Source organism: Photobacterium sanguinicancri (genome assembly GCF_024346675.1).
GTDB lineage: Bacteria > Pseudomonadota > Gammaproteobacteria > Enterobacterales > Vibrionaceae > Photobacterium > Photobacterium sanguinicancri.
This window is the reverse complement of the sequence record NZ_AP024851.1, coordinates 1,009,208-1,035,485: the sequence shown is the minus strand read 5'-3', so window position 1 is coordinate 1,035,485 and position 26,278 is coordinate 1,009,208. Positions and strand designations below refer to the sequence as shown.

18 protein-coding genes are annotated in these 26,278 nt (G+C 43.0%); 7 read left to right on the top strand and 11 right to left on the bottom strand.

Annotated elements, in window-relative coordinates; all coding sequences use genetic code 11:
* Positions 1-469: 469 nt before the first annotated feature.
* Positions 470-637, top strand: a complete 168-nt coding sequence (locus tag OCU87_RS21620; RefSeq protein WP_157072505.1) for a hypothetical protein — start codon at positions 470-472, stop codon at positions 635-637.
* A gap of 57 nt (positions 638-694) precedes the next feature.
* Here OCU87_RS21620 and OCU87_RS21615 read toward each other — a convergent pair whose 3' ends face one another.
* A complete protein-coding gene (locus tag OCU87_RS21615; RefSeq protein WP_261858457.1) occupies positions 695-1,576 on the bottom strand; it encodes a GGDEF domain-containing protein in 882 nt (293 codons plus the stop codon).
* 426 nt (positions 1,577-2,002) lie between these two features.
* Here OCU87_RS21615 and OCU87_RS21610 point away from each other — a divergent pair, with 426 nt between their 5' ends.
* Entirely contained in the window at positions 2,003-3,652 is a 1,650-nt protein-coding gene (locus OCU87_RS21610) for an ATPase RavA domain-containing protein (RefSeq protein WP_261858456.1), read from the top strand.
* 42 nt (positions 3,653-3,694) lie between these two features.
* Entirely contained in the window at positions 3,695-5,143 is a 1,449-nt protein-coding gene (viaA, locus tag OCU87_RS21605; protein WP_261858455.1) for an ATPase RavA stimulator ViaA, read from the top strand.
* 71 nt (positions 5,144-5,214) lie between these two features.
* Here the strand turns inward: viaA and OCU87_RS21600 are convergent, their stop codons facing one another.
* Positions 5,215-6,318, bottom strand: coding sequence for a substrate-binding periplasmic protein (locus OCU87_RS21600; protein ID WP_062687678.1), 1,104 nt, complete (start codon positions 6,316-6,318; stop codon positions 5,215-5,217).
* 238 nt (positions 6,319-6,556) lie between these two features.
* On the opposite strand from OCU87_RS21600, the gene OCU87_RS21595 reads away from it, so the two are divergent.
* Positions 6,557-7,996 carry an NfeD family protein gene (locus tag OCU87_RS21595; RefSeq protein ID WP_261858454.1) on the top strand — a complete coding sequence of 480 codons (1,440 nt, stop codon included), beginning with the start codon at positions 6,557-6,559 and terminating at the stop codon, positions 7,994-7,996.
* Between the two features lie 4 nt (positions 7,997-8,000).
* Positions 8,001-8,825, top strand: a complete 825-nt coding sequence (locus tag OCU87_RS21590) for a slipin family protein (protein WP_261858453.1) — start codon at positions 8,001-8,003, stop codon at positions 8,823-8,825.
* Between the two features lie 119 nt (positions 8,826-8,944).
* Here OCU87_RS21590 and pelG read toward each other — a convergent pair whose 3' ends face one another.
* The 7 genes from pelG to OCU87_RS21555 all read right to left on the bottom strand — a co-directional run bounded on the left by pelG (position 8,945) and on the right by OCU87_RS21555 (position 20,971).
* Entirely contained in the window at positions 8,945-10,318 is a 1,374-nt protein-coding gene (gene pelG, locus OCU87_RS21585) for an exopolysaccharide Pel transporter PelG (RefSeq protein ID WP_261858452.1), read from the bottom strand.
* Positions 10,299-11,813, bottom strand: coding sequence for a GT4 family glycosyltransferase PelF (pelF, locus tag OCU87_RS21580; RefSeq protein ID WP_261858451.1), 1,515 nt, complete (start codon positions 11,811-11,813; stop codon positions 10,299-10,301). Before pelF ends, pelG begins: the two co-directional genes overlap by 20 nt.
* A complete protein-coding gene (locus tag OCU87_RS21575; RefSeq protein ID WP_261858450.1) occupies positions 11,810-12,781 on the bottom strand; it encodes a HEAT repeat domain-containing protein in 972 nt (323 codons plus the stop codon). The genes pelF and OCU87_RS21575 overlap by 4 nt, the downstream gene beginning before the upstream one ends.
* Positions 12,741-14,084, bottom strand: coding sequence for a PelD GGDEF domain-containing protein (locus OCU87_RS21570; RefSeq protein WP_261858449.1), 1,344 nt, complete (start codon positions 14,082-14,084; stop codon positions 12,741-12,743). The genes OCU87_RS21575 and OCU87_RS21570 overlap by 41 nt, the downstream gene beginning before the upstream one ends.
* Before the next feature lie 51 nt (positions 14,085-14,135).
* A complete protein-coding gene (locus OCU87_RS21565; protein ID WP_062687682.1) occupies positions 14,136-14,657 on the bottom strand; it encodes a hypothetical protein in 522 nt (173 codons plus the stop codon).
* 14 nt (positions 14,658-14,671) lie between these two features.
* A complete protein-coding gene (locus OCU87_RS21560; RefSeq protein WP_261858448.1) occupies positions 14,672-18,133 on the bottom strand; it encodes a tetratricopeptide repeat protein in 3,462 nt (1,153 codons plus the stop codon).
* Between the two features lie 111 nt (positions 18,134-18,244).
* Entirely contained in the window at positions 18,245-20,971 is a 2,727-nt protein-coding gene (locus OCU87_RS21555; RefSeq protein ID WP_261858447.1) for an endo alpha-1,4 polygalactosaminidase, read from the bottom strand.
* Between the two features lie 270 nt (positions 20,972-21,241).
* Here OCU87_RS21555 and rlmF point away from each other — a divergent pair, with 270 nt between their 5' ends.
* Positions 21,242-22,246 carry a 23S rRNA (adenine(1618)-N(6))-methyltransferase RlmF gene (gene rlmF / locus OCU87_RS21550; RefSeq protein ID WP_261858446.1) on the top strand — a complete coding sequence of 335 codons (1,005 nt, stop codon included), beginning with the start codon at positions 21,242-21,244 and terminating at the stop codon, positions 22,244-22,246.
* An 86-nt stretch (positions 22,247-22,332) separates the two neighbouring features.
* On the opposite strand, the gene OCU87_RS21545 is transcribed toward rlmF, so the two are convergent.
* Positions 22,333-22,779, bottom strand: coding sequence for a hypothetical protein (locus OCU87_RS21545; RefSeq protein WP_062687688.1), 447 nt, complete (start codon positions 22,777-22,779; stop codon positions 22,333-22,335).
* Between the two features lie 231 nt (positions 22,780-23,010).
* Here OCU87_RS21545 and mrcB point away from each other — a divergent pair, with 231 nt between their 5' ends.
* Positions 23,011-25,398, top strand: a complete 2,388-nt coding sequence (gene mrcB, locus OCU87_RS21540; RefSeq protein WP_261858445.1) for a penicillin-binding protein 1B — start codon at positions 23,011-23,013, stop codon at positions 25,396-25,398.
* 171 nt (positions 25,399-25,569) lie between these two features.
* On the opposite strand, the gene tenA is transcribed toward mrcB, so the two are convergent.
* Positions 25,570-26,235 (bottom strand): thiaminase II, encoded by a 666-nt coding sequence (tenA, locus tag OCU87_RS21535; RefSeq protein WP_261858444.1) that lies wholly within the window; start codon positions 26,233-26,235, stop codon positions 25,570-25,572.
* Positions 26,236-26,278 lie beyond the last annotated feature (43 nt).

Sequence of the window (26,278 nt, the reverse complement as noted above, 5' to 3'; positions counted from 1 at the left end):
AAAGTTAATATGGTCTCGATTTTTACTTATTCTTTAAGCGGTAAGACTTGAATAGAGTGCGTGCTAGGTGTGAATAGTATGCAGGCGTAGCCAAAAGTGTGGAGATAGGTGTGCTGGTGATCGTTAGCACTAAAGGCTGAGTCGTCATGTTTGGTTTAAAATATACAAATGTGTGATTTTACTTCATAGAGTATTGTTAGTAATTGAGAGGTTTGTTCATATCCATGGAGTTGTTGAGCGAATATTGAGTTACCCCGCACTTTATTATGCTCATTGTTGCAATTGGGCGTCAACACGCTATATATGAAACTACTAGCACTTGTTGTTAGTGTTGTATCATTCTCAAAGGGAACTTATCAGCGATAGTGAATCCCTGAAGGGAATGAATGTTGTGATGATGATTTAGTTTTGTGGGTGGCAGGGTGTTGTAGCTCTGTGTGCATTGCTGAGAATATAGGCAGGGGAAACGATGAAGAGTATCGAATTTACTGAATTATTGTCGAAAATTGATGCATTAGATGATGATCAATTAAAGACGTTGTATCTACAATCGAAGCAGGCATATTGCCAACAACGAGTGTTAGAAGTAAGCGAAATTATTACCCAAGAAGAGCTTGAACTGTTATTGCGACGATAACTCGCTTTGTCTGTAGTTAGGTTACTTTGTTATAGCAATAACGTGATGCCATTTTATTCACACCAAATGCTGTGCTATTGCTGGATTTTTACTGGCTTTTGTCTTGTACATTTCTTTATCAGCATGTGCCAATATACTATCGGGATCAGAGAGGTTGCCAGCATGGTAGGGAACAATACCTATACTTAAATCAATATCGAAGCTCTGTCGCATCATTTTAGTTGACTGGTATAAATGCTCAACCCATTGATGAGTCGCTTCATTATTGTCAGTTGGTAGTAATACGACAAATTCATCCCCACCAATACGGTATATATTACTACCCTCAGGGCTGGTGGCGCTAAGCATAGCAGCAACTTCAATGAGTAACTCATCCCCACGTTTATGACCAAAGCGATCATTCACTTTTTTGAAATTATCAATATCAATATAGGCTAAGACGCCACGTTGAAGTTGAATAGCAATTGCATCGAAACGACGAAATAAAGCGCGTCGGTTTTCTAGTTGTGTTAAATCATCTTGAAATGCATGCTTGCTGAGTTCTTCTTCTAAGCGGTGGGATTTTTCAATTTGAGCGTTTAAGTTTGCAATTAAGTTCTGTCGCTGCTGTAGCATTTTAATAAAGCAGAGGCACATCAGAAAAACACCGATATGCATGAAAACATCATCAGAGTTATCTATTAGCCAATGGTCATTCAATTCAGGTACTTCATCCAGCAAGTCAGCAATGACACCAATAGCATATGTGCCTAAAGCCAACATCAGCCAGCCTTTCATTTCACGGCCAAAATCTTCTCTTAGCAGCATAATAATCAGTACTAACGTCATTATCGACGTCATGACTTCAAGCATACCGCTAGAAGGAACAAAAGCAGAGATCAGTACGCCGATACAAACGACGACAGTTAAACGTGTCGGGAGTTGAGAGACTTTGTTCATATGCATCGGCTTACTTTATAAAACTCACGCTATCTTCGCAAACTTAATAAAGTGGAACAAGCCTGCGAATTAATAATACTGATAAACGCTATACGAGTCTTTTTTGACACGAATATATTGCATGTTTTTGTGTTAAATCTGACACCTAAGTGTTTTATATCTTGAGGCTTTATTAGTGAGCACGTTTTTGTTGAAACGCAAATGTAGGGAATAATACCGATTGTGATTTAACTCTCATAACTGAAAACATAGATTCCAAGCTACATTGTGTACGTCGTGTTTGGTATATAGGTATGTAACAAAATATTTCAATTTACAACCCTGTAACATTTGGTGGTTTATGTCTATTCTTGAAATGACTAGGAATTGTTGTGCATTACAGCAGGCAGTATAGGCACAAGGACATAACAATAGAGGTCGGACAATATGTTAACTATGGCTAAATCAACACCACCTAATGGTGCGTTGGTATCGGAGCGTATTCAAAAGCTCATCAAAGCGCTATCCAATGGGGTCTATGAAAGAGAAGAAACCATTAAGCTATGCTTGCTTGCTGCATTGGCTGGAGAAAGTGCCTTCTTATTAGGTCCGCCAGGTATCGCAAAAAGCCTTATTGCCAAGCGTTTAATTCAAGCATTCGATAACAGCCGTTTTTTTGATTACCTGATGACCCGTTTTTCCACACCTGAAGAGGTGTTTGGCCCCCTTTCAATTCAGGAATTAAAAGACAACGGTAAGTATGTACGTCTTGTAGATGGATACTTGCCAACCGCTGAAGTGGTTTTTTTGGATGAAATCTGGAAAGCCGGTCCTGCGATATTAAATACGCTACTAACGGTAGTGAATGAACGTACTTTTAAAAATGGTCAGGATATTTTGCCTGTTCCTATGCGCTTGCTGATCACGGCATCCAATGAACTACCAGATGAAGACAGTGGGTTAGAGGCACTTTACGATCGCATGTTAGTACGTGTGTTCGTTAATCGCATTCAAGAAAAGCAAAATTTCAAAGCCATGCTGATGGGCGAAATGACGCTTCAGGAAGTCGATCCGAGCCTAACGATTAAAGACGAAGAATATCAGCAGTGGCAAACACATTTAGAAAATGTCGTGCTGGATGAAACTATCTTTGAAAAGATCTATCAGCTAAAAAGCATGATTGAAGAGAAAGTTGAATCGGGTGAAGGCAGTGCTCATGACAGTGAGTTGTATATTTCTGACCGCCGCTGGAAAAAGTCTGTACGCCTGTTAAAAGCGAGTGCGTTCTTTAATGGTCGTGGCGCAATTAGCCCGCTTGATCTGTTATTACTGCAAGATTGCTTATGGCATAGCCCTGAATCTCGTCATGTTGTGCGTAATATCATTCGTGATTTTGCGACTCAAAAAGCGTTTAACCAAGAAACCTCACAAGCTGATGCCAATGAAGCGCAAGCCATTCTAGATACCGTTAATCAAGAAATTGCGGATGCACTGAGCATGTCATTTTCTCGTGAAACGATGATGCGTAAAGAGTGGTTTAAATACGACTTCTCTGGTGCTAAGCGTTACACCGTGAATCATAACCCACGCATGATCAAATTAGTGATGCTGCAACAAAATCCTTCTGTGTCTGAACAAGAAAAAGGGGATGGTCGTTGGGTATATGTTGATGGCGATGAGTTTGAAAAGAAAATCAAAGCTGGCCAATGTGACATCTATGGTTTCGTAAATAAGAACACCAATCTTTGTCGATTACAGTTTGAAGTTGATGCGAATTTACGTTTAGTGATCAAAGATATCGCTAATCGCGCGGTGTTAGTGGGCATTGCTGGTTCCCGTGGGATTAGTGCGACTCAAAAATCCAGTTGGCAGAAAGAACTGGATCGTGCTTCTGAAAAAGTGGTTGATGCAGAACATAATATCAAAAAATCACGTAGCTCTTTCCATGGTGCTTTGCCGCATAACTTTGTGGAGTCGGAACTGCCTGAATTGATTGAACATAGTATTGCAACCGCGTCAGATTCAGTGACCGAATTGAAACATCTAGTTGAGAAAGGTGCATTTCGAATTGCTCACCTTTCAGACTACTTCGCATAAATCAGCATTTATACTTAATGCATGTAACGAGGAGCCTGACTTATGCCAGTATCTGAAAGTATTAACCTTGCAATGATGATGGCAGAATCCGGAATGGTTGATTCTGCTATTCATGAGCTTCTCATGCGCCCACAATTGATCATGGCGGCAGAAGCGAACCCTGGTATTAAAATGGCCATGAAAAACCAGATCATCAAATGGCGTGGTCAGGTTCAACAGCGTATTACTAAAGTCAGTATTGAGGACCGTTTCAAGCAAGAAATAACCCTTTACGAGCAGGCTATTAAGTGGGATGAAGAGTATTTCATTGGTCAAGCTGATGGCATTGTGAAGCAGCTCGAAGGGCACTCTACGTTTTATTTCAAAGCAAAGTCACTCGTAACGAAAGAGCATGCGAAACATAATCCCATGTTTCAAACTTACTTTTGTAGCCAATGGCATCAGCATTTGATTGATACGCTTAAGCAAGCTCAGTTAGAAGAATTGGAGCAGCACAAAGAGCAATTACTGTCAGATCTATACCAACGCATTGAAACCATGCAGCAAATGGAGCAGGTAACAGATGCTGGTGATGAAACAAAAGCTGGTCGCTTATGGGATATGGCAAAAGCCAAACTAACGCGCACAGATGTTGAATCGATGAAATCTGTGGCGCGCTTTCTTAAGCGTAACGACGGTTTAAAAGAGATTGCTGAAAAGTTGGGCCGTATGGCTAACGAAGTCGACGACCCAAATAAAGAAAGAGTACGGTCAGAAGATTTACGTCTGGTTGAAGAGTGCAGCGATAATGTGTCTGATGACATTGTCGGTGTGCATGAAAGTGATGATTTATCGAAGTTACTGCCTAACGAAACTATGTTTTTGGCTTACCCTGAATTAGAAGTGGTGTTTTACAAGCATTTGGTTGATAAACGCTTGATGAATTATCGTGTTCAGGGCACGCAGCGTAAGCTTCGTAAAGTAAAAGCGTACAAACGTCAGAGCAAGCAAGTCGAGCAAGATAAAGGTCCGTTCATTGTGTGTATTGATGCCTCTGGCTCTATGTCTGGCTTTCCAGAGCAATGCGCTAAAGCATTAGCTTACGGTTTGACACAAATTGCATTGGCAGAAGATCGTGATTGCTTTGTGATCATGTTTTCAACCCAACAAATTACTTACGAGCTCACTAAACAAGATGGGTTAACCGAAGTTTTAAATTTCTTATCGTATTCATTCCACGGTGGGACAGATTTGTCGCCAGTGTTAGATCAGTCTATTGATTTGATGTGTGGCGAGAAATACAAAAATGCAGACTTAGTGGTGCTGTCTGATTTCATAGCGCCGTCTCAACCAGAAGAAATGCTACGTCGGATTGATAAATTGAAAGCGAGTCGAAATCGTTTTCACGCCGTAACATTGTCTAAATATGGTAACCCTGCATTGATGGATATATTTGATCATTGTTGGTCGTACCATCCATCAAAGTTCAGTCGTTTAATGAAGTGGCGTTAAACTGGATTTTTGACTCAGTTAGTAATGAAAAAAAATCGGCTTGTTAGCCGATTTTTTTATTTCAGAAGTTCTTATCTTTCTGCAAAGTATTTATTGAGTGCTTGTTTCCATTCTGGACTTTTTCGTACTTTAAGTAGCGCACGATTTAGCGCTTCTTCATAAGGGCTATTATCGCCAATCGCGAAACCATAGTTTTGCTTCTCAAACTGGTAAGGTAAAACAGACAGGTCTGTATAGTTACCCTCTTCTTTGAATTTCTTGATGAGATATTTCAATACGGCATCATCAGCAACGATAGCATCGACTTCACGACTATCTAACGCAATGAGCATCTCATCTGTTGATTCATAAGTCCTATGGACAATACTGTGATTGGTTAAATATATCGACGAGGTTGAAGCCAGTTTAGCCCCAACTTTTAGATTAGCTAAATCATTAGGGCCTTTAATGTCACTACTTAATAACCCTAGTGTAAAAGTACTGGCCAATATTGCGGTAATACTGGCAATAAACAGCGTCGTGGTAATAGCAAGTAATACGGTAATGAAGCGACCAGTTAATGTCTTGAACTCGTAATAGTTAAAGGGCCCTTTAGTAATGAAGAGTAACCCTAATAAGAACCCTTCTAATAAGCGAGCTGCACGTGATGGCATTGAATACAGTTTGTCATTTACCTTATGTTCTAACATGTAATAAATTCCGCCCACAAAAGCAGCAGCAGCGAACACAACGCCTAATATAAATAACAGTTTTTTATTGGTGATGATGTTGAGCAGGGTTGTAAAGTGCCCCTGTTCTTTTACGGCTATCGCGAGTGATGTTTCATAGAAAGAGTGCGTGAAATCGAGGATGAGCTCTCGCTCTTCGGTGATTGAGATGCAGGATACCGCAATATCGACATTGCCAGTGCTTACATCATCGAGAAGCTCTTTTAATTCGTGGCTTGATATTTCGAAGTTCACATCCAGACTTTCTGCCATTTTTTGCCACAGAAATATACTTAGCCCACTATAGTTGCCATTTTCATCTGTAATCACGAACGGAGGGCAGTCGTAGCTACCTACTTTAACAGTCTGCGTATTGGCATATGCTGAGGTAATGATAGAGCCCATTAAAAGTGGAAATATTGCTAATGCGATGAGATATGTGGCCAAACGTGGATATGCACCGTTCATTGTCACCTCCGTTGAATGTCGTAAGTATAAAAGTGATTAGGAACAATGATTGGTGTAACAGTGAGACGATAACGACGAATGTTAATACCGAGATTTAGGCGCTAGTCTATCCTTACTACTAATAAGGTTAATAGAAGCCGCGTAAATACAATACGAATAAAAAGGGCGATATAACGGCTCCATCGTGAACAAAGATTCTCCCTTCGTGTTTGTTCCTGTGGCTGATTAGGAGCATCAGATGAAACGGTTGTTGCTATGTTTTTGGATCGTTTTACTTTGTTTTTCTCATACGGCTCGTGCCGATGATGTATGGGTGATTGAAATTAAAGGTGGGATTGGGCCTGCAATTAGTGATTACGTTTCTCGAGAAATAACTCTTGCTCAAGAGCAGCAAGCGAAATTTATTGTGTTGAAAATGGATACCCCCGGTGGGCTCGACACATCCATGCGTCAAATCATAAAAGCTATTACCACGTCGGCAATTCCTATTGCGACATGGGTGGGGCCAGCGGGCTCTCGCGCTGCCAGTGCGGGTACATACATACTGTTTGCAAGTCATATTGCATCAATGGCACCGGGTACTAATTTAGGTGCTGCCACCCCTGTGTCGCTTGGTGGACCACAACGTGATAAAGATGATGAAACGAATAATCCGTTTGCACCTAAAAAAGAAACGCAATCGCCAGAACAACCCCCTGATAATCCCCCTGAATCATCTCCAGACCAACAAACAGCTGCCGAACAGCCTATATCAAACAAGGAAAATGATAGCGAAAAAATAGCGGCAAAAACGGCGATGGAGAAGAAAGTGATGAATGATGCCGCCGCGTATATTCAAAGCTTGGCTAAATTGCATGGCCGTAATGAGCTGTGGGCAGAAAAGGCGGTCAGAGAGGCGGCTAGCTTAGATGCTGAGAGCGCACTAACGCAGAACGTCATTGATTTTATTGCGCCCAACATTGATCAATTGATCGCTCAAGCAAATGGGCGAATTGTTGCTGTGAACGGTGTAGATGTCGAATTGGCATTGTCCAATGTCGCTTATGTCGAACGCCAGCAAGATTGGCGATTTAAACTGCTGACTGTAATTACTAACCCGAATGTCGCTTATATTTTGATGCTTATTGGCATCTACGGTTTGTTACTTGAATTTTATAACCCCGGTGTTGGTTTACCTGGTGTACTTGGGGGAATATGCCTAATTTTAGCCATGTATTCACTTCAATTACTACCTGTGAGCTATGCCGGATTAGGGCTGCTATTACTGGGGATCGCACTGATGATTGCAGAAACCTTTAGCCCCAGCTTCGGCATTTTAGGGTTAGGCGGGATTGTCGCTTTTGTGTTGGGTTCTGTCATGTTGATGGACACGGAAACGCCCGGGTATCAGATAGCGGTTCCTTTGATTGTGGGCTTAACTGTGGTGTCTGCTTTATTCTTTTTCGTCATTATTGCACTTCTACTTAAAGTGCGACGCCGACCTGTCACTACGGGTGTTCAGCTTCTTCAGGGACAAATTGCAACCGTGATTAGTGGTTTCCCTGGTGAGGGAAAGGTGATGGTTGATGGCGAAATTTGGCAAGCCCGTTCTGGGTGTCATTATCAGCGGGGAGATCATGTGATAGTGACGAGTATTTCAGGGTTATGGCTTGATGTAGAAAGCACTAAGAAGGAATAAGATCATGTTTACCTATTCGTTAGCGACCATCATTGTGCTGGTAGTGGCTTTGATTGCCAGTATGTTCAAAGTGTTGCGAGAATATGAACGGGCAGTGGTGTTTTTATTGGGGCGGTTTTATGAAGTTAAAGGCCCTGGTTTGATCATTATTGTGCCAGTGATTCAACAAATAGTGAGGGTTGATTTACGGACAATCGTACTTGATGTACCGACGCAAGATTTGATCACACGAGATAACGTCTCTGTCAAAGTAAATGCTGTGGTTTATTACCGAGTGGTTGACCCCAAAATGGCGATTAATAATGTGGAAAATTACCAAGAGGCGACCAGTCAATTGTCCCAAACTACGTTACGGTCGGTATTGGGTCAGCATGAACTTGATGAATTGTTATCTGCACGAGATGAGTTAAACAATGATTTGCAAGGGATCCTTGATCAGCATACTGATAACTGGGGAATTAAAATCGCGAATGTTGAAATTAAACATGTGGATTTAGATGACAGCATGGTAAGGGCATTAGCCCGTCAAGCGGAAGCTGAGCGTTCTCGTCGTGCGAAAGTGATTCATGCAACAGGTGAGCTAGAAGCATCGGCTAAGCTGAGTGAAGCGGCGAACGTACTGAATCAATCGCCCAATGCATTACAGCTTCGCTACATGCAAACTTTAACGGAAATCGCTAATGATCGGACCTCGACTATTATTTTCCCAATGCCAATAGATTTGGTAGATAAATTTTCGTCCAAGATGGATGTTAGCGCCCAGCTGAAAGGTAATAAATCAGCTCAGCCTTTCGATAACAATGACTCGAAAGAGGGGAAGAGTATCTAGCTTGACTGAGATAGTACAGCCACAGCTATGGTTTAGTGTGCAGGTGTGCAGATTGAATGTAATTAGCGCTGATGATAAATCGTCATAGCGCTAATTACGGTGTTGTGTCTTCCTATGTTTTACGAACGTTGCAGCATAAAGGTTTGGTATTCTAAATCGTTGAATTGCTTGTCCAGCATGACCAGTCCACTAATGGTGGTGAGTAGCATAGTGACAGCAAAGCCATAACCATAAAACACAGGGCCTAGCTCTATACTGACATGGGCAAAAATGTAGTTTCCTACCGCCATGAAAACCGTTAAGGCTAATGCTGAATAGCGTTTGTCGAGGTAATACATTACGTTAAGTATCGACATCACAAGCACTTGCAAACTCACGCCCACTAAATCGACGTACAATAAATGTAGATAAGATAAGTCGATATTTAACGCAACTAATATATCTTCAGCCCACAACAATAGGAGGGCGAGGGTCATGCCTTGTACTTTGAATATCTCATATATGCTTTGGCGACACGCCAATACCATACGATCTTTCAATAGGTAGATTGATTGTAGCGTTGCTCCTTCCCGCACTGAGTCATAAAACTTTAAGCAGGCATCGGCAAAATCGGTTTCCATTCGCAGCATAAATACAGCCATACCCGGAACAATTGCCAGGTAAGCGATGAAGATGGGTAAATCGTAAATGTATGAAGCGCGGAATAAATCAATGACTTGGTGAGAGGTTTCATCTCTGAACCAGAATACAAACTTATCTAACCACACGCCTAGGTTGTAGAAAAAACCACATAAAATAAGAGAGAAAAACGTTTTTTTTCGGTCGAGAAATTCAAAAGAAACCAGCTGCTCAGCAGGGTAGTCACGAATGACATGATACAAAAAAGCAAACGTCAGTAAGGCTTGGCAAAAGGTAAAAATCAACATTAAACCGAGTAAACCATTAGACGTATAGATAAAGCTCAGGGAAACCATTAACCCGTAGCTGATCATCATAGTAATAAAGATGCGATAGTATTCTTTCATCCCACTTAGGAAGATTAAAATTAGCCACTGGTTACAGAGTAAAACTAAAGATGTGAAAATGGTGACTTTAACTGCGGGATCAATATGATCAGAAAATGCCATTATCCCACCACCAATGAAGCCTGCCAGTATACTGGTAACCAGCATGGAGCCTAACAGGTTTGGAACAATCCTATGCTCTTGTCTTGCAAAAATCAGGTCGGATATAAACCGCGTGAGCAGTAGCTGAAATAAGCCACTGATGATCAAGGATCCCGCCATTAAATAGGTAACGAGTACCAAAAATTGCACAATGACGTAGGTCGGAAATATCCAACCAACGCTCAGAATACCGATAGCTAGCAAGGCCAAAATTGATAACACCCAAGGACCTGAGCTGATTAAGCCAGCTAAGCCATACGCCTCAAACATTGATAGTATGGTGTTTTTTTTAAGAATCTTCCTTAATTCAAATCCGATTCCTGCCATCAATGGCCTCCTGATAGAGATTTCGGTACGCGTCGTACATCATTTTTTCATCGTAATAGCGCACAACGCGCGCCTTCCCTATATCACCCGTTTTACGCCATTTTTCGGCATCGCCTAACACATTAATAATAGCGTTAGCCCCATCGATTGGGCTCGCGATAGGAATGATTTCACCGCAAGAACCCAGCGCGGCATCGTCCCCGGCTGCGCCATCAATAATTTCGCGACATGCTCCTACTTCAGTGGCGATACACGGTATACCTGCCGCCATGGCTTCAAGTAATACTAGTGGCTGTGCTTCACTGATCGATGTCAGCATCATTACGCCTAGTTGCGGCATCATTTCGGCGACATTCTGGCTTCCTAGCATTTTGACATTATGCTCAAGACCAAGGCTTTCGATTAGCAACTGGCATTCATGAACATAATCTTCGTCCTCTTCGGTCGGGCCAATAATCCAGCCTTCTATATTTGGCAGTGTTTCAACGGCGCCACGAATGGTACGAATAAACGTTTTAATGTCTTTTATTGGCACAACACGGCCGACTAGGCCAACCACTATAGGTGGTGTATCTGGTCGTAATTTATATGCTTCACCAAACCGAGTCGTATCAATACCGTTAACGATCACTTTGGTGCGAATGTCGGGTGCGCCATCTTTATGTTGGCGTTGTCGGTTTCCTTCAAACAAGGAGACAATTTTATTGGCTTGGTGATAGGCGGTTAGGCCAAGTTGTTCAAAGAAACGGATCCAAGTTTTTCGGGTTAAATCCATGTCTTTGTGCATACTGATATCGATCAGTTTATGGCGATCTTTAATCCATGTTGCTTGGGCTAAATCGATCTTACGTTCTTTGGTATAGATGCCATGTTCGGTCAGTAAGTAGGGGTCCCCAGTGCGTTTCTGACATAGCGCTCCAAGAAAGCCTGCGTACCCTGTTGAAACGCTATGAAACACTTTGGCATCTGGTAAATTCTGTGCGATTTGAGACAAGACAAACAGCGGTTGATAAATATTTCGATATGTCCAAAAGTAATCTACAAAAGACTGATGTTCTGCCGATTCAAGATAGCGATCGGTTAATACTTCCCATGAGGCTTCGGAGTATAAAAAATCGCTGAGAGTTAGTTGGTCGTGTTTCCCTAAAAAGTCAGAGACATCCTTAAGTAAATCTTCAGGAATTGGTGCATCATTTTTTTCAAAGAAAGATAAAAACTTCCCCCAAGCATTGAATAGTTTACTGTTCCCTTTACGCGGTGTTGGTTTTAAGTTTCCGTTATTAGCCAGTAAGTAATGGACTTCAAATCCGACGACGTTGTCAGGGAATTCATAGGCTGGTTTATCGTAAAAATCAGGGTGTCCGCCTAAAAAGATAAGATGAAAATTAAATTTCGGCAGACCGCTGATAATTTGGTGAACCCAGCTGGATACACCGCCCCGCACGTAGGGGTAGGTGCCTTCAAGAAGTAGGCATATATCTATGTCTTTGCTCATGCCCAATATTCCTTGATTTGGCTTAATTTCTCCCCTTTTTGTTCAGGGAAGTAACCAATGTAATATTTTGCGGTTTCATAATCACCAGTCTCGTATGCTGCTTCTGCAAGATAGGGCGCAACTTGTTTTATTCTTAGTCCGCCGTCCATCGCTTGCGTTAGGTATTTAATGGCTTCATCAGGACGTTGTTGCTCAAGCATGACACGGCCTAGAAGTAAAAAGGTGGATGCATTAGCTGAAAGGTGATTAGCAAGGGTAAGATAGTGTTCTGCTTGCTCTAAGTAGTGCTTACGGAGTGCACCTTCGGCGATACCTAAATAGCATAACTCCCAATACTGTTGGGCTATTTCATACGCTTTACTGGCTTGTTCACGATATTGAAACTGGCTCTTGAATAAAGAAATGGCTTCGTTTATTTGAGATTCGACGGTTTCTAACGATGCATAAGCCAATAAACGAACGTCATCAGAAAGGTCTTTCAATGCTAGTTGCAGCAAAGGAACGGCTTGTGGTTTTGGTAAGTGGCGAATCGCACTTACTGCTAATAAGCGGCGTTCAGGATCATCATTGTGTAGCAATATTTCGCGTAGTGCACCTGCGCCAAATTGGGTGTTAGACACATCTCCTGGGCTTTGTGGAAGAGGGGCTTCTTCACATTCTTGCCATGTAATGAGGCTTTGCCTTCTTGGAATATACAGAGCTACCAAGAGTGAACATGCCGTGCCGATCATGCCAACTAACGGTAAAAGAAAGTTAAATAAAAACAAAAAGCTCACTGAGCTAACAATCGGTGTTTTGTATTTTTGGGGCAATAAAATCCAGCACAATAAGGTGTAACTTGCACATGCAATGGTGTGGCTTGAAATAAAGCCAACCCACTGCAGCTGTGTCATTTCTTTATCGAGCAGGATGTAAAAGCCGATCGATTCAAACGCGAGGGTCTGAAGGAATAGCCAAGCTTTCATCATAAGCTCCTAGTTCATCCATGAAGGCCATGATCTCAGTATTATCGGCATCTAAAGACAGAGGCCCGATAATATCGATATCTTCAATGTCATCCTTGACGGTATTTTTAAGTAATTCAGTAACACGAGTTATATATTGCTGGGCATCATAGATGGTTGTGAGTGGCAGCAATACGACGAGAACCGGTTTGTTGTTGAGCGAATGACACGTCCAGTATATATCTGCGCCACGGCGGAAGTTGACCACGCTATTTAATACATTTTCGTGCTTTCCTGAACTGTCTACGAAAGCAACAACATTACTGTCGGCACCATAATGGCGTTTATTGTATTTCGCGCGCGTCATGTACTTCATGAACAGATCGTGCTGATTCGCTTTAAGCACTGGCGTGAGTAGGTCGTCACTGAGCAAGTCAGCAGCATAGTTAGCAACAAGTGACAATAGCGCGACATTGGCTGGTGTTAGCATGAAGAATTTAGCATTTTCAGCCAATGCAACGGCTTGCAAGTTACCCATAGTATCGAGTAGAGGGATACATAGTTGATAACGAGATTTATGGACTTCATTTTCACTCAGTGTTGCAGGGGAGAGCAGTTTTTTTGATTCCATCATATCTTGCAGCATGGGATCTTTAAGTACGAGCTGGTGGTGATCGCCAATAAGCGCATGAGGTTGTTTATTAATTTTGTTATTCGTAACTTTGTATAGCCCTGCGACTTGTAAACCGCCGATCTCTGCAAGCAGGTTTAATAACGGATGCCCAATGTTTTCAATACGCTTGTCTGCATGGGTTGACGCTATTTTTTGCAAGGTGTTAATACTTGCGCGCAAACTAATGGTTTGGCCTGCTGTACGTTGTTCCAACTGATCGTGAGATACTTTTAATAAGTGATAGTTTTTAGTAAAGCTATCAAGTTTCTGGCTCATGTACTGATGGTCAAGGATATGGCGTTGATTAATGTTGTGCCAGTAATCACGAAACTCACCTGCAATCATCGCTGTCAAGATTGTGCCCACCGCTAAAGAAAAGGGATAGAAGTCAAGAACCCCCATAATTCGCATTGCAGTTGCAAGCCCTGCTGTTGTGATCAGTGCACAGATAAAACCTTTTGCGAAGCCATAACGTAAAGCGATGAGTAAGGGACCAAAAATCGGCCAGAAGAAGTTGTGATCTGTTGATGTAGGGGCTAATGAATCTGACTTCATCCAAATAAAGATAGCCAATAATGCAATAACGGCAGTTTCCAGCCATGCAAAGCCATCTTCTTTAAAGCCAATGATGAATCGCTTCCAAAGTGTATTCATAAGCCTACTCGCAGAGTCAGTTTTGTTCTATAACGACAATCGTAGCGATAATTACTTAAGCTTTTCAATGTTAATTCCATCAAGCAATTCATCGATCACGATATGTCCCGTACCGCTAACACTTTCACGACCCCAGCCACCACGAGATCCTGTTGCACGCCACAGCGTTGATTTACTCTTCGCTGAACGTATTTCCAGTGTAATGCCAACAGCTGGTTCGCCATCAAGCCCACTTTTATAATGCCACTCTTCAACGGACCCCGTAATAATATAGTCTACAGGTCGTGATGCTAACCACGCCTGAGCTTGTTTCCGCTTTGCTGAGTCATCAATAATTGCAGCAAGGTCGTTTGTGTTTAGCTCTGGATATATAGTGGCACGAATTCCTTTGGCGTAAAGCTGAGCATTGAGAATCTTCTCTACTTTTTCTGCTGCCATAGGGGTATTTGAGTGATTTGCCATTGGCATTATGACCCAACTACTATTGGCCGCAAATACTGGGCTGTCTGGCACTTGGTAACTAGAGCAGGCGCTTAACCCTGCAATTGAAGCTGCAAGTAAGATGCGTTTCATCTGATATCTCCCTGTTAGAAACTGTAGTAATAGCCAAAAGCTACTTTAAGCGACTCGTCGCCATTTCGGTCTTGGCTCTGCCAATCAACACCCATGTAGAGTTCGTCATTCCCTATAATTCGCCAGCCGAGGCCAGCACTTATCATCATATCCATTTGTTGGGCTTCCACATTATAGCCAACAGAATTATCTAACCAGTAACGAGGGGATGGTACGGTTGCCCCTGGTATACCAGGTTCTCCATGCCACAAACGATGGCCTATCGATAATCGCTGATAACGTTCAGCAATAAAGTCACTTGGTGTCAGTGGTCTAGGACCTTGTTGCCATGCATTTACGCCTTGTAATTTGTTACTACTATGCTTGACCTGTTGCATGCTGTATTCACTGTAAATTTGCCATGCAGGGTCATTAAAGAAAAATTGTTCACTGGCCCGAATATTCATATCCCAACCGCGACCAATATCGTCACCAAAGCGAGTAGATAAATCATGGAAGCTGACCTGCATTGCCAGATTCTCGCGTGCAGTCGGTTGGTAACTTAGATTGGCACCCAAAATATTATCTTGGCCTGCAATTGTCATTAATTGGCTGGCCTCGAGGTGGGTATTAATACCGAGCTTGAGTCCACCTGACCAGTAACCTGAAAACTGTGTACTGAACTCACCTAATATACCAATACGCTGATCGCCAACCCCTTGTGCTACGTCAGCTTTAATCGCCCATGTACTTTCATTTTGCTGCCAATGAAATCCGCCACGTAAACGGAACTCATCATCAATGGGTGTATTGCCTAAAATATCAGGAGTGTCAGCTTGCTGGAAATCACTGCCAAGGCGGTAATAGCCATTGTGATGGGGCGCGTAGTAATCAAGACTGAAGCGATTGATGCCCCACTGTGTGATAGTTGTTTGTTGGGTGCGAACACTGTGCGTTTTGTTAGGGTGTTGGTTGACATGGTTCTTGCGTAGCTGCTTTTCCGCTACTTTATCTGTCAGCACACCAATTTCTTGCTGAGCTTGTTGCCAGGCTTGCTGGTGTCGGCCAACGGCCTGTAAGGCATAGTTTTTATCTGAGACTGGTAAGGTAAGTGATTCTGTTAGGAGTTTTTCCATTGTTTCACGATCATGTTGCGCTATGGCAAAAGAGAGTTGCTGCCAATCCGGAAGTTGATATTGGCTGAGTGCCGTTTTTTCATGCCAGTAAAGCGCCACATCAGGGCGACCTTGCGCGAGATAATATTGAATTAGTTCGGCGATATTGTTGCTAGATGGGGCCGCTAATGTGTTCGCTTCTGCTAATTTAAGAGCTGTTTTATCGCCAACAAATAAGGCGAGTAATGCGCGATGTGAAATGTCACCGTCAGGTAAAGTTAACAATGATGTCGTCATGTTTTTAGCTGCGTATTTACGTAGCTGGTAGGCACGATCGTACTGCTCTCTAAGTTCAAGCAAAGAGGCGTAGTTCAGCAGTAAAGCGACATCTGGTTTATCAGTTGCTTTTATCTGACGGCGGTACCAAAGGTCGGCTTCATCATTACGGCCGAGTTGTTGAGCTGTTGCCGCAAAGACAGACCAAAAGTCAGAATTATTAGCGAGTGGTAGACGGTAACTGTCATAAACGCGGGTTAGCTTATCGTGATCATTCGTGGCAATTAGCCACCACATATAATTATTGATCGCTGGTTGAAAGCTAACCTCGCTTGAAATGGCTTGTTGATATAGTTGGTGTGCTAGTACCGTTTGGCCTTGTTCAATGGCGAGTAAGGCACGGTAGTAGGTAACTTCAGCATTATTCTTTAAGTCAGTGTCTTTGCTGGCTAGTTCGAACAACGTCGCCGTTTGGTTAGACTGTGGGGCTTCATTGCTGACTCTAATTGCTAACAATAAGAATTCGCTATCGCCAGACTCTTTGTATAGACGAGTTAGTTCATCGACATCCTTGACGTCAAACGGCGCGTGTAGCTGGATGTAACGATAAACATCAACATTGGCTGTCGAGCGTTGCATCAAATATTGTTGGCTAAGCTGGGCCAGTTGTTTGTCGCTACTGTCCCATGCTAACGCTGCAACCATTCTGAGGTAATCATCGTTTGCTGTTGTCCACTCAGTTGGTTCTATCAGCACACGTAAAGCTTGTTCAGGTTGATACAGCGCCATATAAGCATTTGCAAAGCGCATAGCTTCATCTGTTGTGGGTTTACGCAGGCGTATTAGTTTATTTCTCTGCTTTATGACCTGAAGATGATCGCTGTTGTATGAATATAAACGGGCTTTGTGGCTAATCAGTGCGCTGTCATAAGGGCGTTTAGCTGATAGCTTTGTAATACTACGCAGTGCATCAGGCGTACCTTTCGCTTTTTCTAATGCATTTAGCCAAGCGGCATATTCTGAGGGTTTTAAAGCATTCGAATAGGCAAGAGCATCAAAGAAAACGCCTTCATGATAGATGTCACCCAGTGCTTTAGATTCTTCAATCCCTGCTCGTATTTGAGCTTCGTTCGCCCCTTGTTGTAATAAAATCAAGCTTGTTTGAAAGGCATTTGGGATATCACTTTGCCAGCGATAAACACTGTGTAATTTTGTTAATGCTGTGGACGTTGGGTCATCGTTAATTACTTGTATCAGTAACTCGGTGGCTAGCGGCAAGTTACCCATTGCGATGGCAATGTCTACGGTTTCCAATAACAGTGGGGTAGATGGCTCAAGTGCTAATAACTGCTGTGATTTATCTAAGGCTAAATCGAGTTCACCCGCCGTTTTCGCATGCTGGATAACAAGGGTGAGATATTGGGGGTTATTCGAGAGCTTGCCATCGTACTGATGGAAAAAATGAAGATTAGCCGCTGTATTATTCGCGGTTTGGTTTAATTTAATGAGTGAAGCAAGGGATTCAAGGCTTTGATATTCCATGAATGCTTCACGTTGCAGTTTGGCTGCGTTTTCATAATCAGAGGTCTGTAGGGCTAACTCGACCAATTCTTTGTAGCTGGTTTCCCCACTTTTAAGGTGAGGGTATAAGAACTGATAGGCAAATGTCGGCATGGCTAATGAAATAGCGGCATCTGCAAATTGGCGAGCAAGGTTTGCTTCTGGGATATAGTCAATGCCTGAGAAGAATGTCGCTATTTTAGTGGTCGCCTTTTCTTTCACTGCGGCATCATCAGAGTATGACTGTTGTAAAAGGATGGCTAAAAAAAGGCTATGGCTGTGCCAATCTCGACGGCCATCCGAGTAAAATAAAATGGGGTTGAGTGATTCAAGTGCATCATTTACCAAGCCCAATTCATATTGATTTTGGGCCTGCATGAACACAATTGTACGGCTTTGTGGTTCTTGGCCTTTTAGTTCGTTAAGGAAGGCCAGTGAAACCTCTGGCGACGTCGAGCGAGAGATCAGTTTAACCAACATGGATTTTGTTGGTGCAACAAGCCATAACGCCCAAAGTGAAGTGAGCGTTAGAATGACCAATGACAACTTATTGACCAGTCGTATCCTTGGCGGCTTTTTATGTGTGCTTTCTGGCTCAAGCTTTTTTATGTCAATAATTTGCAATCCTTCTACGGTGCCGACTACAAAAACAACAGATTAAATGTTGTTACACGTTAGTGTGCCTTGGAAAATGCCAGCTTTATTTGATCGATAACGTACCGTATTTTTCTTCATTTGTTTTTTAGTCAGCGCTTGATCACTACTAAGCGTGCATTGGCTAATATTGACGAGTTCCATTTCAAAAGGGACGTGGCTGTTAAATGACCATTGAATGGATCGCCCATACTTTTGCCATTTAATGAGTGGAGCATTGGCACTGAGTAGCCTTGGTGATTGGGGGTTGTTCACTGAAAGGTTAAGGCGTGTTCGTGCTTTATTTAAGATTAAATAATGGCCATCAGGTCCTTGATTCCACCCTGCAAGTTCAGGTAGTGAGGTGACAGGGTAACCTATTTGATTCGGGACTCGAATACTCTTAATACCTGTGGAAGTGATTTGCCATTCTCCGGATAAGGTTTTGGCTATACCTGTTTCATAGAGTGTTCGAGCACGTTCCGCATATTCGCTTAAATACAGCGGGGTTGATTTTTGTTTAATCGCCCAATCATAGACATTCGTTAAGCCTTTTAACGACGCAGGGTAAGCGCCTGAGTACATATGGTAGTAAATCGCAATTGTTTTTAAGCGACGAGGCTTACCCAGTAATTGAAAGGTTTCAACTGCACGGCCATAACCATCGTGGTGCTCTGTCCAAAGGTTGGTGTAGAGGTTTTCATTCAACACAGGCGCGTAAACATGAACGGCAGATGGGTACCAAGTGATTGTAGGAGAGACTTGCGTGAAGTTGTCATTGCCCCGTACAACATAAGTGTTACCACCATTCACGTTGAGTAAATTGGCTTTTTCAGCAATAGCGAGGATATCTTCTTTGGGGTCAGCCTTACCCGACCAGAGTATCAATCGTGCTTTTTTATTCTTTGGCGCAAGATTTTTGTTGATGTAGTTAATGGTGCCAATAATTTCATTGTCGTAGTCCACGGTATAGCCGGGGATCGGTAAGTTTTCACCATAGGAACTAGAATCAACGCTTTTATCAAAATCCCAGAAGAATGGGTGACTAAAAGTATGCGAGGCAATTTCCACATGCGGCAACTGAAAAATTTTTCGCGCAATCGCTTCTAATTGCGGACTTTCTTTAGGGTATAAACCTCGTTTACCGACTTCACCTTCAATGACTGAGACGGTTTGTGGGAATGTGTACTTTTTGAATACATGCTCGAGCAAGACTTCGGCGGTGTACGGTTTACCTGGGAACCAACCTTTAGACGGAAAACCATCGCCATCGACATGGCTAGTTAGAATACGACGGCCAGACTCGGTGGTTACATCAGCCGCTGGAATAGCGGGGAGTTGCAATGTTTCATTCACTAAGCGGAATGGATCGATTTGCCACACTTCGGTGTCATTCGCCAAGCTAGCCACGGGGAGTGGGTTTAAGATAGCGCCTCCCCAGCCAGCTTTAAAAAATAATGTTGATGTGTTTTGTTGCTCGTCTTTTAGCGTGATAAGTGGTGTTACAGTGGCTTTATCTATCGTGACTTTGGTTTGCGTTTCAAACTGACTAAAACGTAATGGGTAGCGGTTTTTAAGCCAACTATTGCCCGTTGTTAGCGTGATTTTTCCGTTCAGATCACCACTGCTTTGAATACCTAACCGAGCAAGTAAACTATTATCGGCGGGTAATTGATTAATAAAGAGCACTGGGGTTTTAAATATGATGGTATTTAGCCATTGCGATAGAGCTGGGACACGCTGGAAAGACGCTTGCTCTAACCATGTAAAAACAGCCGCGTAACGGCTCATATCAACCCGTGAAAAATTGAAAGTATTCACGTCTTGGCAGTCGGGTACGTAACCATTGTATTCGATTGGCATCGCCATCATACGGTGGCATTGCGAGCTATTCATTGCACCATAGTGGCCATCATAAAAACCAAGAACCCGCTTGGTGATCGGCTGTATGGTACTGGTGCCAAATTCGTACAGTAAACCATCACTGATATATGGGGTATAACCTTCCCTGATTAAGCGTTGTGCTGCGGACTTTTGTCGGTCACGATCAGATGCGGGTATGTAATCGATGGCGATAGCCTCAATCCCGAGCTTTTTGACTTCCTCTAATTTTCCAGCAAGCCAAATACGATCACTTTCACTGACTTTATGGTAAGTCTGATCAATAGGGTGATAGCTATCGTAAAGAGATTCAGCAGCTACGGCATAAATAGGGGCATCGACTTCTGCAAGAACTTCAAACCCCCGATTGATAATCAGCTTAGGTTGATTGGGGAGCTGGTGGAAACTGTCAATGATTTTAGCCAGTGCTTGCTGTTGGATATTTTGCTCTTTTTTTGAATCTGCAAACAGGTAATAGCTGTCTAGTGTGTCGAGGAACAGACCATCAAAGCCTCGGTCTGTCATTTTTCTCGCTTCAGAGAGGAGGTGTTTTTGCCAAGCTGGATTAGTGAGTATCATTGCATGGCTTTGCCAGTTTTCGTTTTTTGCCGGTGAGGCATCTGCAAGAGCAGCAGGCAATACTTCACCATCGTATTCGCCCACACTTAGGTAAGCAAAAACAAGCGAACCAGCGGTATGTAGGGTCTGTATCTGTTTATCGGTAATGAGTTTGGCATTCACCACAACGCGATCGTAGTTGATTAATTCACGCACGGAATCGACATCGTTATAGTAGAAAACGATGGAAGGGGGAGTTTTCGCAAATACATTGAATGTAATGCTTAGTAGCAATAACAGTGTCAATCGCATAGCAACAATCCTTTTGCGTGAAACGACATTTATAAGCATATTCATTATGCCTCATACTAATGATACTAAGCCCATCACAATGAATTTGCTATGTATTTGTTAATTTCTTTAAGGGATATGTAGGTGAAGTGTGTCGAAGCTAACACAATAACCTTTGAGTGTGCTGGCGCAATCGTCTGTTAATAATTGAATCAATTTCCCCTTATGATCATGACAAGGTTACAATAGCGACTATAAATGGCTTTGTGCCGACAGTTATTGGTAAGTGGAATGACACAAAAGAAAAAACAGACAACAAAACAGAGTAAGGGACTACACCCAAGAAACCCGCATCGTGAGCGTTACGATTTCCCTGCTCTAATCCAATTTAGTCCAGAGTTGGCACCTTTTGTTGCAGAAAACCGCTTTGGTGATCTATCTGTCGACTTTTCTGACCCTATGGCAGTAAAAATGCTGAATAAAGCGTTATTGCGTCAGTTTTATCAGGTTGATTATTGGGATATTCCCGCTGGTTTCCTATGTCCACCTATCCCTGGGCGTGCGGATTATATTCACTACATCGCAGATTTATTAGCCAAATCGAATGATGGCGAAATCCCTCAAGGGCGCTTTGTTAATGGTTTAGATATTGGTGTAGGTGCCAATTGCGTGTATCCAATCGTTGGTCACCGTGTTTACGGTTGGCGTTTTGTTGGTGCAGATGTCGATCCATTATCGATAAAGTCAGCTAAGTTTATCGTCAGCAGTAACAAAGCATTGAAAAATGGTATTAAGTTGCGTTTACAAAAAGACTCGGATCATATCTTTACCAATATGGTTCAGGGTGACGATCTGTTTGATTTCACTGTATGTAACCCACCTTTTCATGCGTCAGAAGCGGAAGCGCTTGCAGGGAGTGAGCGAAAAGTACGTAACCTAGCTGCAAACTCAGCTAAAAAGGGTGGGAAGGTGTTATCGTCATCGAATAAAGCATCAGCATCGCTTAATTTTGGTGGTCAAAAAGCAGAGCTTTGGTGTGATGGTGGCGAGGCTGCTTTCATTCAGCGAATGATTAAGCAGAGCACTCAGTGTGCCGAACAGGTATTCTGGTTCACAACGTTGGTTTCGAAGAAAGAGAATCTGCCCGCGATTTATCAGCAACTAAAAACTGAAAGCGCATCAGAGGTGCAAACCATTGAGATGGCACAAGGCCAGAAAATAACGCGTGTCGTAGCTTGGACCTTCTTAGATGAAGAGCAACAGCAAGCATGGCGTGAAGAGCGCTGGTCTAAGTAGAATTACAGCAAGATTTTAGTTATATAAAAAGCGGCCTTAGCCGCTTTTTGTTTATTTCAATGGCAATAGCAGGCCGCATTGTGGCTTTATGCTTTATCGCTCAGTGTTGCGTATGCATGCAAAAGTTCGGTAAGAACAGAAACCCAGCCAAATGCATTTTCAGGTGCATTCTTTAAGATCTTCTCTACTTCTTCACAGTGCTGCTCCAGCGTTACAGCTTCTTCTAGGTTGAATGACAAGGCGTAGAAATGCCAAAGCAGTAAGCGAGTCATACGTTCAGTATTTTGATGCGAATTCTCAGAGGCTTCAAACGCCCCTTTTACTTCGCCAAGTGCAATCGCTGTCATACGAAGCATGGCATCAAATTGTGCTGATTTCAGGCGGTCTTCATTGTCGATTTCTTCTTGATCGAACGTGAACAGCTCTTCCATCATATCTTCGGGTACCATGCGGCTCAGTACTCGCATACTGAATTCTTCCAGCTCGTGTCGTGGCATAGTAACAAGGCATTCAAATGTGTAATCGCGTTCCATAATACTTCTCCGAAGTGTCAACTTATCTATGACGGGACTGCATGATAAAAAGAGCGGGCGCGTATTCTGAGTGATTTTATGGCTAATTACCACTGCTGTTTCATCCCAAGATAGTGGAACGTGGGGGATTATTAAGAGTTTTAGTTGGAGTGATCCTGACAATGGGATGACATCTCTCGAAGGAGGCTTTCATATAGTCGCTGTTTTTTGTGACCTATTCAGCGTATCCCTATGCCAGACCGTAAACCCACATCGCACTCAGAGCAGCCTCAAGGGGCCGATATCTCTGATACGCCAACGTCAGCTAAGTCGAGTGTTGCTAGTAAACCTCATGCCTTGGGCAGGAATAAACGCGGCTATATTATGTATGGCTTGTTATCGGTTGGTATCGCCTTTTTTATAGCGACTGTGCTGCTGGGGTTTAGGTTACAGCAAGTTGTTAGTGATAAATTTACCGGGCAGTTGTGGCAGTTACCGTCAGTTGTTTATGCTCGTGAATTGATTTTGCAACCAGGGGCTAAAGTTCGCTACGAAGAAGTACTGAATGAATTAAAACAGCTTAAATACCAACAAGTCGATAGACCGAGTCGATCTGGAGAATATACATCTTCAAGATTGAAACTTGAGTTCGTCCGTCGTCCTTTTATCTTTAAGGAAGGTAAAGAGGATGAAAGGCATGTGGTGGTTGAATTTGATTACACTTCTGTCAAACGTATTTCGGAATGGGTTGAGCGTGGTGGTAAGAAAGAACTAAAACAACTAGGTATTATTCGAATTGAACCCAAAATGCTGGGGATGTTGGAATCACAAACCACCGAACAACGTATCTATCTGCCAAAAGATCAAATGCCTTCTGCACTAATAGATGCACTGATAACGACAGAAGATCGCGACTTTTATCAGCATGATGGTGTGTCGATTGTGGCTATTGGCCGTGCATTCGTTGCTAATATAAAAGCAGGGCGAACAGTGCAAGGTGGCAGCACGCTGACTCAACAGTTAGCGAAAAATTTATTTCTATCGAGTGAACGTAGCTTATGGCGAAAGATCAAAGAAGCCTATATGGCACTGATCATTGACCATAATTATGAGAAAGACCAAATCCTTGATGCTTATTTGAATCAAGTCTATCTTGCTCAAAGTGGTAAACAAGCTATTCACGGCTTTGCCTTGGGCGCGCGCTTTTACTTTGGACGACCATTATCTGAACTTCGAGTTGATCAGCAAGCCTTACTGGTAGGCTTGGTGAAAGGCCCTTCTTATTACAATCCTTGGCGTTATCCTGAACGTGCAACAGCACGCCGTGATCTTGTGCTGCGTATGATGCACGATAGCCAAATGATTGATAACGCCAGTTATAAAAAGGCAATTCAACGTCCATTAGATGTGCAAGAAAAAGGACAACTTTCTCGCCGACAACCTGCGTATTTTGATCAGCTTCGCCGTGAACTTACCGAACAAGTCGGCGATAAGTTTGAATCGGGTAAAGGACTTCGCTTATTTACAACGCTAGATCCACTATCGCAAGAAAAAGCAGAAGAGGCGGTGCGTACCACCATGCCTAAACTGGCTAAAAAAGCGGGCGCAAATATAGAAAATGCCATCGTTATTGCTGACCGATTGACGGGCGAAGTGCGTGCAATGGTTGGTGGAAGTAAGCCGGGCTATGCGGGTTTTAACCGTGCGATTGATGCAAAACGTCAAATCGGTTCTGTGGTGAAACCTGCAATTTATTTAGCGGCGTTATCACAACCAGAGCGTTTTTCACTGGCCACTAGCCTTGAAGATAAACCGCTGAAGTTAACAGGAGAGCGTGGTGAGATTTGGTCGCCGCGAAATTATGACCGTCAATACCGTGGGGCAGTTCCACTCTATTTGGCGTTGGCTAAGTCTTATAATATTCCAACGGTAAATTTGGGAATGGCCGTCGGGCTTGAAGGGGTGATTGATACCATGGCGAAGTTGGGTGTCGATCGTCAGGAAATACCACCACTGCCTTCAATGCTGCTGGGGGCGTTTACCTTGACGCCATTTGAGGTGACGCAGATGTATCAAACCATTGCGAGTGGTGGGCGTAAAGCACCGCTGAAAGCATTAAGTGCCGTAGTCACCAATGACGGCGAGGTGTTATTTCAACAGTTACCGCTTTCATCACAAGTCGTCTCTGAACAATCAGCATGGTTGACTATGTACGGATTGCAAAAAGCGGTGACAGAAGGGACAGCGCGTTACCTTAACGGTCAATTACCGTCATCGCGTTTAGCGGGTAAAACCGGTACGTCAGATAAAGGGCGAGATAGTTGGTATGTCGGTATTGATGGACGTGAAGTGGTGACCGTATGGATTGGTAAGGACGATAACTCTAACTCTAAACTCACGGGATCATCGGGTGCATTGCGTTTGTACACCGATTATATTTTACGCCGAGATCCAGAACCTTTGGTATTGCAGCGTCCTAGCGAGATAGCCACTTTTGATTATCAGCGTAATCAAAACGGTACTTACAGTCAGCGTTGTTTAGGGCAAGAACATCTACCAGCATGGGATCCTAACGGTTTGCTGAAAGTGACATGCGTGAAGAAGGTACAACGTTTCTTCCAAAATCTATTTGACTGGTAGAGGGTATTTTTAGGTATTTGCTTAGATATTTTATTGAATTTTATTCAAATACTGCCTCAACCTAAGATACAGTCACAATGAATTAAGCCGCAGTGTATTCAATACACTGCGGCTTTTTAGTTAACACTCATTGACTGACCGACTCGAATCGCTATCTATTCGGCTTTATGTTTAAAGTGAGGCATTTAGTCCTTGTTGCCAAAACGCCACTTCCATACGTGTCGCCGTTTTGAAAATTTCACACAAACGCTGACCACGGGTGCTGTTAAGCTCAACTTCCGCCAACATCTTGTTTAGACGAGTTATGGTTTTTTGCGCGCCTTGTTGAAAATCTTCGCTGCCGTACATTTCAATCCAACTGGCATAGGCGTTACCTTCAAGCTTTGTTGTTGGTGACTGAATAAGTTGCTCACCAATGACGGCGTAACCAATAGCACATGGTGCAAGGGCAACGTAAAGGTCTAATAAATCACCTGCCATACCAGTATCAAGCACATAACGGGTATACGCGACGGTACCAAAATCTTCGAGTTCGGCTTCCATGTCAGACTCTGTTAAGCCCCATTGGCCACAATATGTTACGTGGTGTTGAATTTCAGTCTCTAATAGCGCAGTAAGGCTTGGCAGCGGCTCTCGCATGTCTGCCAATGTCGGTGCTTTATAAACTGCTAGCGCATAAGCGCGTGCGTAATGCTTAAGAAAGAGAAAATCTTGTTTCAAGTAGTGTAGATACGCAGCGGCGTTTAAAGTGCCATTGGCAAGATCTTGAACAAAGCTGTGTTGGGTGTAGTCCGTCCAATCTTGTTGGCAAGCGGAAATAAGATCCTGATAGTTCATGGTTGTCCTTTAGTGCCTGCTTAATGATATAAGCAGGGGAAAT

What these genes read in the sequence shown, in the direction of transcription:
- tenA (WP_261858444.1), bottom strand. Translation starts at nt 26,235, where the DNA reads ATGAACTATCAGGATCTTATTTCCGCTTGCCAACAAGATTGGACGGAC.
- OCU87_RS21545 (WP_062687688.1), bottom strand. Translation starts at nt 22,779, where the DNA reads ATGGAACGCGATTACACATTTGAATGCCTTGTTACTATGCCACGACAC.
- OCU87_RS21610 (WP_261858456.1), top strand. Translation starts at nt 2,003, where the DNA reads ATGTTAACTATGGCTAAATCAACACCACCTAATGGTGCGTTGGTATCG.
- OCU87_RS21555 (WP_261858447.1), bottom strand. Translation starts at nt 20,971, where the DNA reads ATGCGATTGACACTGTTATTGCTACTAAGCATTACATTCAATGTATTT.
- OCU87_RS21565 (WP_062687682.1), bottom strand. Translation starts at nt 14,657, where the DNA reads ATGAAACGCATCTTACTTGCAGCTTCAATTGCAGGGTTAAGCGCCTGC.
- OCU87_RS21590 (WP_261858453.1), top strand. Translation starts at nt 8,001, where the DNA reads ATGTTTACCTATTCGTTAGCGACCATCATTGTGCTGGTAGTGGCTTTG.
- OCU87_RS21615 (WP_261858457.1), bottom strand. Translation starts at nt 1,576, where the DNA reads ATGAACAAAGTCTCTCAACTCCCGACACGTTTAACTGTCGTCGTTTGT.
- pelG (WP_261858452.1), bottom strand. Translation starts at nt 10,318, where the DNA reads ATGGCAGGAATCGGATTTGAATTAAGGAAGATTCTTAAAAAAAACACC.
- viaA (WP_261858455.1), top strand. Translation starts at nt 3,695, where the DNA reads ATGCCAGTATCTGAAAGTATTAACCTTGCAATGATGATGGCAGAATCC.
- OCU87_RS21600 (WP_062687678.1), bottom strand. Translation starts at nt 6,318, where the DNA reads ATGAACGGTGCATATCCACGTTTGGCCACATATCTCATCGCATTAGCA.
- rlmF (WP_261858446.1), top strand. Translation starts at nt 21,242, where the DNA reads ATGACACAAAAGAAAAAACAGACAACAAAACAGAGTAAGGGACTACAC.
- OCU87_RS21620 (WP_157072505.1), top strand. Translation starts at nt 470, where the DNA reads ATGAAGAGTATCGAATTTACTGAATTATTGTCGAAAATTGATGCATTA.
- OCU87_RS21595 (WP_261858454.1), top strand. Translation starts at nt 6,557, where the DNA reads ATGAAACGGTTGTTGCTATGTTTTTGGATCGTTTTACTTTGTTTTTCT.
- OCU87_RS21570 (WP_261858449.1), bottom strand. Translation starts at nt 14,084, where the DNA reads ATGAATACACTTTGGAAGCGATTCATCATTGGCTTTAAAGAAGATGGC.
- pelF (WP_261858451.1), bottom strand. Translation starts at nt 11,813, where the DNA reads ATGAGCAAAGACATAGATATATGCCTACTTCTTGAAGGCACCTACCCC.
- mrcB (WP_261858445.1), top strand. Translation starts at nt 23,011, where the DNA reads ATGCCAGACCGTAAACCCACATCGCACTCAGAGCAGCCTCAAGGGGCC.
- OCU87_RS21575 (WP_261858450.1), bottom strand. Translation starts at nt 12,781, where the DNA reads ATGATGAAAGCTTGGCTATTCCTTCAGACCCTCGCGTTTGAATCGATC.